The sequence below is a fragment of the Actinorhabdospora filicis genome, from assembly GCF_030269765.1.
Taxonomy (GTDB): domain Bacteria; phylum Actinomycetota; class Actinomycetes; order Mycobacteriales; family Micromonosporaceae; genus Actinorhabdospora; species Actinorhabdospora filicis.
On the sequence record NZ_BSTX01000002.1, the window covers coordinates 1,457,229 to 1,464,210 of the forward strand.

Below are 6,982 nucleotides of genomic sequence, written 5' to 3' on the forward strand. Positions count from 1 at the left end.
GGAATCGGTAACGAGGGTTCTGGGGGTGTCAAGCCGCGTTCTTTGGCTTGACACCCCCAGGTTCGTCGTTATGGTGCCGGGGCCGACCGACGAAGGGCACCGCCGCTCGCAAAGAACAACCCAAAACAAGCCCGACCCGGGTTGAAGCCTGGGGACAACGGCCCGAGAGCCGAGGCGAAGCCCCCTTCCGAGAGAGGCCCAGGTCCAGGACAGCGTCCTGGTCGGGGCGAGGGCTGAAAGCCCAGGCCAGACGGCGACCGTGTCATAGCGCCAATGCAGGGACTAGAGGACGGAAGATCCGTGGGGGCGGGACGAGAAGCCAGACGGCCCGAGCCCGGGGTGAGGGTGATGGGAGAGGTGGCGCAACGGGGGGTGCTCGCGACGGCTGGGGGCTGGGGACTGCCGCAAGACAAAAAAGGGGCGACCCAAAAGCCGCCCCAAAACCCCCACCCCACCCCACCCCTCACCGAGGAATACTCTTCGCCGTCAACCTCTTCCGGAACACCCAGTAAGTCCACCCCTGGTACAACAGCACGATCGGCGTGAACACCCCCGCCACGATCGTCATGATCTTCAGCGTATAAGGCGTCGAAGAAGCATTCTCCACCGTCAAGCTCCACCCCGGATCCAAGCTAGAAGGCATCACATCCGGGAACAGCGCCACGAACAGCGCCACCACCGACAGCCCGATCGCCGCCGCGGTCCCGGCGAACGCCCACCCGTCACGCCCCGCCCGGACGGCGAAGAGACCACCGAGGAGGGAGACAGCAGCCCCCACCGAAACCCCGATCGACCACCCGTTCCCGTGCAGCACCCCCGTCCACACCAGGAACGCCGCCGCGATCACCACGACCACCGGCCCGAGCCGCGAGATCAGAACCCGGGCCGAGTCCCGGATCCCCCCGGCCGTCTTGAGCGAGATGAACACCGCTCCGTGCAGCAGGAACAGCGAGAGCGTGGTCAGCCCGCCCAGTAGCGCGTAAGGGTTGAGCAGGTTCCAGAATCCGCCCGCGTACTCCCCCGCGGCGTCGATGGGGACGCCTTTGGTGATGTTGGCGAAGGCCACGCCCCACAGGAACGCGGGGACGACCGAGCCGAACACGATGCAGGCGTCCCAGCGGGCCTTCCAGGACGCCGAGTCGCGCTTGCCGCGGTATTCGAAGGCCACGCCGCGCAGGATCAGCGCGACGAGGATGAGCAGCAGTGGCAGGTAGAAGCCCGAGAAGAGGGTCGCGTACCACTCGGGGAACGCGGCGAAGGTGGCGCCGCCGGCGACGAGGACCCACACCTCGTTCCCGTCCCACACCGGCCCGATCGTGTTGATCATGACGCGGCGGTTCACTTCGTCGCGGCCGAGGACGGGCAGGAGGGCGCCGACGCCGAAGTCGAAGCCTTCGAGGATGAAGTAGCCGGTCCAGAGGACGGCGATCAGCACGAACCAAACGTCGACGAGATCCATGACGGTCTCCAGGTAGTCGAACTAGTAGGCGAACGCGAGGGGCTTGTCCTCGCCGTCGGGTGTGTCGTCGGAGGGCGGGGGCGGTGTGACGTCGGGCAGGCCCGCCTTGGCGTATTTCAGGAGCAGCCCGACCTCGACGACCGCGAGGGTCCCGTAGAGGACGGTGAAGACGATGAAGGACGTGAGGATCTGCGCCAGCGTGACGGTGGGCGACACTCCGTCGGCGGTTTTGAGCAGGCTGAACACGATCCAGGGCTGGCGGCCCATCTCGGTGAAGATCCAGCCGAGGCTGTTGCCGGCCAGGGGCATCAGCGGCACGAACGGGACGAGCCACTTCAGCAGGCGGCTGGCGGGCGTGCGGCCCTTGCGCATCGACCACAGGACCCACAGCGCGATCAGCGCGGCGAGGGCGCCGAAGCCGATCATGCCGCGGAAGCTCCAGTAGGTGACGGGGATGTTGGGGCGGTAGTCGCCGGGCCCGAACTGCTCCTCGTACATCTTCTGGACGTCGTTGATGCCGAGGACCTTGCCGTCGAAGGTCCCGGTGGCCAGGAACGAGAGCAGGTCGGGGACCTTGAGGGCGTAGACCTCTTCGGTCCCGTCGAGGCTGCCGATGGTGAACAGCGAGAAGTCGGCGGGCTGCTCGGTCTCGTAGAGGGCCTCGGCGGCGGCCATCTTCATGGGCTGCGTCTCGGTCATGATCTTGCCCTGGATGTCGCCGGTGACGAACATCCCGGCCATTGCGATCAGGGTGGTGATCGCGCCCATCTTCGCCGCCGAGCGGAAGGCCTTGCGGTCGTCGTCGGGGGTGTTCTTGCGGTAGAGGTGCCAGAGGGCGACGGCCATGATGAGCGCGCCGGCGGTCAGGAAGCACCCGAAGAGGGTGTGCGGGAACGTGATGAGCGCGACCTTGTTGGTCATGGTGGCCATGAAGTCCACCAGCTCGGCCCGGCCCGTCTCGGCGTTGAGGCGGTACCCTACCGGCCACTGCATGAAGGAGTTGGCGGCCAGAATGAAGTAGGCCGACATCGCGGTGCCCGCCGCGGCGATCCAGATGCAGGCCAGGTGGATCTTCTTCGGGAGACGGTCCCAGCCGAAGATCCACAGCCCGAGAAACGTCGATTCAAGGAAGAAGGCGAGCAGGCCCTCGATGGCGAGCGGGGCCCCGAAGATGTCGCCGACGTACCGCGAGTACGCCGACCAGTTCATGCCGAACTGGAACTCCTGGACGATCCCGGTGACCACGCCCATGGCGAAGTTGATCAGGAACAGCTTCCCGTAGAACTTGGTGAGCTTCAGCCACCTCTCGTTGCCGGTGCGGTACCAGGCGGTCTGGAATCCGGCCACGAGGAAGGAGAGACCGATGGTCAGCGGCACGAACAGGAAGTGGTAGACGGTGGTGACCCCGAACTGCCAGCGCGAGGCGTCGAGTACTTCCATCGAAGGCCCTCCTCAGGTACTTCTACGGGACGTAGAAAACTCTACAGAACGTAGAACATGGCGGCCGCCCGGCCTGTGGCGCTTCCTGCTGCGCCTCTCCCGAGTCCTCATCCCCGCCTTCAGCCGGGTCCGCGTTACCGGCGACATACCGGACAAGCTACGGCAAGGTCCGCTCATTCTGGCCGGGAATCACATCGGTCCCTTCGACCCCTTCGTACTGATCGCGGCCTGTGCGCGGAAACACCTCGCGCCCCGGATCATGGCCTCACGCGGCCTGTTCACCACCCCGGTCTTCGGCACCCTCATGCGGCGCAGCGGGCACATCCGCGTGGACCGGGGCGCCCACACCGTCACCGAGGCCCTCCACCACGCCACCGACGCCCTGCGCGAGGGCTCCACCATCGCCGCCTACCCCGAGGGACGCATCACCCTCGACCCGCTGCTGCGCCCCGAGCGCGGCAAGACCGGCGTCGCCCGCCTGGCCCTGCTCACCGGCGCGCCCGTCGTCGTGGTCGCCCAGTGGGGCGCGCACGAGATCACCACGTGGGACGCCCCGGGCACGATGGCCGCCCGGCTCGTCTCGGCGCTGTGGCGGCGGCCGGTGGCGCGCGTCCACTTCGGGCGCGTGGTCGACCTGAGCGGCCTGTCCATGGACAACCCCGGGGACGTCCGCCGCGCCGCCGACCGCATCACCGCCGCCACCGCCGCCGAGCTGACGGCCATCCGCGGCCGCGAACCCGGCCTGCCGCGCTACATCGACCCCGTGCGTCCACTGTCGACGGCGCGAACCTGGCGGCCCGAAGTATGATGCAGGTCACGCCCTCTTTAACCCAGGTGGTCTCGCCGTGACCCCGCCGACCAGCACTCCATTCGACCCGTGGCCGCTCCGCAGGCGCGTCCTGGCCACCGCCGCGGCCGCCGCGGCCCTCACCGTGGTCATCGCCGCCATCGTGGCCACCCCGCCCGACAAGGCGCCGCCGGGCCTGGCCGCGTCCGAGCAGGACAGCGGCGTTTGGATCCCGCCGACCTACGAGCCCGGCTCGCAGGGCTCCGACGCCCCGGGCTCCTCCCCCGGCGCGTCGTCCCCACCCGGCTCGTCCCCCGGGCCGGGCACCGGTCCCGGCGAGACCGGTGAGAAGCCCGAGCCGGAGAAGGAACCGCCCCCGCCACCGCCCGCCCACGTCACCGGCGTGGGCATGAGCGGCATCGGCTGGACCGGCTGCTCCGGCTCCGGCGCCGACTGCGACGTGAAGGCCACCTTCTCCGTCACCACCGACGGCACCGGACCGGCGACCCTGTCGGTGACCTTCTCCGGCGTCAACGGCGAAGGCTCGCGTACCTTCACCTACCGGCTCTCCGGGTCGCGCAGCTACAGCGTCACCGCGCCCGGGAGCAAGGGCAGCTACAACCGCACGCAGGGATGCACCGGGGCCTCGCACTCGATCGTGGTGACGGGCAACGGGGACGGGCACTCGGCGAGCGACTCGATCTACTGCGCGAACCGGGGTTAGAGGGCGTCGAGGATCTCATCCTGGAGGCCGTCGTGCCGCGTTCGCACGAGCAGCAGGACGCTGGCGGGCACACCCGCCCCGGCGTAGGCGGCGAGGCGGTGGTGGCCGTCGAGGACGAGGCCGAGCAGGTGCCGCTCGGCCCATTCGGCCTGGACGTACTTGTCCTCCACCCAGGCCAGGACCAGCGCCGTCGGCCGTTCGCCGCGGGCGATGGCCCGGGAGTGAGCCGCGACGGTGGACGGGTCGAGCCCGTCGAGCGGCTCGGAGGGCATCACGATGCCGAAAGTGGGCACCGGCCCGAGGATCGGCTCCGGGACCTGGAAGTGGGGTGTCCCGGACCAGCCGTCGCCCTCCTCCCACTCCGATTCGGCACGCTCGCCGAGGCGCCGGTTCCACCATGACGACCCCGGATGATCCACCCGCTCCAGTGGCAGGCCGACCAGGGCGGCCCGGTAGACGCCGGTTTCGAGCTCGCCCACGACGGGCTCCAGGGCGGCGATCGTCGCGGGCGCGAGCTCACGGAGGTCGGCGAGCGCGTCGCGCACCCGCACGGCGTTGACCCGCGCCTCGGCGGGCGGGAAGCCGCCCAGGACCATCATGGTCTCGCACGTGTCGCAGTCGGAGCCGAGCGAGTAGAGCGGATGCCCGCCCACCCGCAGGGTCTTGTTCCAGCGCGGCCATGACGAGCCCGGCTCGGGCGGGTCGTAGGCGACGCGCACGCCCCCGCGTCCCTCATCGAGAGTCAGTGTCAGGCGGCCGGGCCGGTCGGCGGTGACGCGGACGTCCGGCTCCGGCCGGGTGGTGAGATCGAGGTCGCGCCAGATCCGGCGGACCTGTGCGGAGAAATCGCCCTCGGGCACCAGCGGGTCGCGCCCGGTCAGGCGGACCAGCGCGCGGTGGACGTCCCCAGCGGGCAGCCCGGGGCCGTGGGCGAGCCAGTCGAGCAGGTGCGGGACGGCGGCGGGATCGCCCATCTCCTCCAGCGCGACGGTGAAGGCGACGTGGGTGCGGCCCCGGGTCTCGGAGAGGCGGCGGGCGATGGCCTCGGTCCACTCGCGCGCGCCGAGCCGGGCGAGGGCGAGCGCGGCCTCGCCGCCCACGTCCCCGTCGCCGAGGAGGCCGCCCAGCGCGGCGGCCCGGGCGGGGTCGCCGGAGAGGCCGAGGGCGGCCACCGTTCCGGCGTCGAGCCCGCGTTCGGCGATGAGTGCGTCCAGGGTCGGCGCGGGTAGGGCGAGGCGGCGCGTGAGGGCGAGGGACACGAGGTCGCGGGAGCGGTGCCGGGTGAGGAGCCCGATGACGACCGGGTCGGCGGCCCCCTCCAGCATCCGCAGCAGCGACACCAGCCGCGACCGGCCGGGCTCGTCGGCGTCCTCGTAGGACTCCCCCGCGCTCGCGGCCACCGCGTCGGCGTCGGCGGGCGGGTTCAGCGCGGCGGGTATCAGGACGCGCCAGGGGTCGTCGGAGGTCAGCACGTCGGTCACGAGCGGGTGGGTCACGGGGTGAGGCTATCGGCGGTGTCGAGCGCTTTGGGGGTCCGCGACATAGGCTGTCCCTCCCATCCCACCATGACGAGGACAACTCCATGCCCGGCACCACCAGCATCCGCCTGATCGAGCCCGCCGACGCCGCCCCGATCGCCGAGCACCGGCTTCGGGACGTCGAGGCGTTCCGGCCGTGGGAACCGGCCCAGCCGGCGTCCTTCTACACCGCGAGGGGCCAGGCCGAGCGGATCGACGGGCTGCTGGACGCGCACAAGTCCGGGACACTGTGGCCGGGGGTGGTGCTGGCCGGCGAGGAGGTCATCGGGCAGGTCACCGTGGGCGGGATCCTGCCGCAGCCGCACCTGCGGCGCGGCTCGCTCGGGTACTGGATCGCTGGCAACGCCCAGAACCAGGGGCACGCCGGGCGGGCCGTCGCGCTGGCGCTGGAGGTGATGCGGGACGTGCTGAAGCTGCGCCGGGCCGAGGCGTCCACCAACCTGGAGAACCTGCCCTCGCAGCGGGTGCTGCGCCGCAACGGGTTCAGCCCTTACGGCGTGGCGCACTCCACGATCCTGCTGGACGGGACGTGGCGGGACTCACTGCTGTGGGAGCGGATCCTGGGCGACTGACCCGGGGGGCGGGCCATGGGTGACGGCAGCGGCGGCCCGGACGTGGCGGGACTCACTGCAGTACCCATCAACCCCGGGAGCGGATCCCGGGCGACTGACCCGGGGGGGGCGGGCCATGAGTGACGGCACCGGCGGCCCGGACGTGGCGGGACTCACTGCAGTACCCATCAACCCCGGGAGCGGATCCCGGGCGACTGACCCGGGGGGGCGGGCCATGAGTGACGGCACCGGCGGCCCGGACGTGGCGGGACTCACTGCAGTACCCATCAACCCCGGGAGCGGATCCCGGGCGACCGAGCCGAGGGCGGGCCATGAGTGACGGCACCGGCGGCCGGGACGTGGCGGGACTCACTGCAGTACCCATCAACCCCGGGAGCGGATCCCGGGCGACCGAGCCGAGGGCGGGCCATGAGTGACGGCACCGGCGGCCGGGACGTGGCGGGACTCACTGCAGTACCCATC

Annotated in this window: 6 protein-coding genes; 3 read left to right on the forward strand and 3 right to left on the reverse strand. The window is 70.9% G+C overall.

Annotated features, from left to right (window positions below; translation table 11 throughout):
- Positions 1-463: 463 nt before the first annotated feature.
- Both cydB and QSK10_RS19575 read right to left on the reverse strand, forming a co-directional pair.
- Entirely contained in the window at positions 464-1,459 is a 996-nt protein-coding gene (gene cydB / locus QSK10_RS19570) for a cytochrome d ubiquinol oxidase subunit II (RefSeq protein WP_285664300.1), read from the reverse strand.
- Positions 1,460-1,480: 21 nt separating this feature from the next.
- Positions 1,481-2,899 (reverse strand): cytochrome ubiquinol oxidase subunit I, encoded by a 1,419-nt coding sequence (locus tag QSK10_RS19575; RefSeq protein WP_285664301.1) that lies wholly within the window; start codon positions 2,897-2,899, stop codon positions 1,481-1,483.
- On the opposite strand from QSK10_RS19575, the gene QSK10_RS19580 reads away from it, so the two are divergent.
- Both QSK10_RS19580 and QSK10_RS19585 read left to right on the forward strand, forming a co-directional pair.
- Entirely contained in the window at positions 2,898-3,707 is an 810-nt protein-coding gene (locus QSK10_RS19580; protein ID WP_432705346.1) for a lysophospholipid acyltransferase family protein, read from the forward strand. The two genes, QSK10_RS19575 and QSK10_RS19580, sit on opposite strands and share 2 nt — an antisense overlap.
- 37 nt (positions 3,708-3,744) lie before the next feature.
- On the forward strand, positions 3,745-4,410 hold the full coding sequence (locus tag QSK10_RS19585) for a hypothetical protein (protein ID WP_285664302.1): 666 nt from the start codon (positions 3,745-3,747) through the stop codon (positions 4,408-4,410).
- On the opposite strand, the gene QSK10_RS19590 is transcribed toward QSK10_RS19585, so the two are convergent.
- Positions 4,407-5,906 (reverse strand): hypothetical protein, encoded by a 1,500-nt coding sequence (locus QSK10_RS19590; protein ID WP_285664303.1) that lies wholly within the window; start codon positions 5,904-5,906, stop codon positions 4,407-4,409. The two genes, QSK10_RS19585 and QSK10_RS19590, sit on opposite strands and share 4 nt — an antisense overlap.
- A gap of 86 nt (positions 5,907-5,992) precedes the next feature.
- Here QSK10_RS19590 and QSK10_RS19595 point away from each other — a divergent pair, with 86 nt between their 5' ends.
- The gene (locus QSK10_RS19595) at positions 5,993-6,520 is read left to right on the forward strand and encodes a GNAT family N-acetyltransferase (protein WP_285664304.1); all 528 of its coding nucleotides are present in this window, start codon (positions 5,993-5,995) and stop codon (positions 6,518-6,520) included.
- The last annotated feature ends 462 nt before the right edge of the window (positions 6,521-6,982 follow it).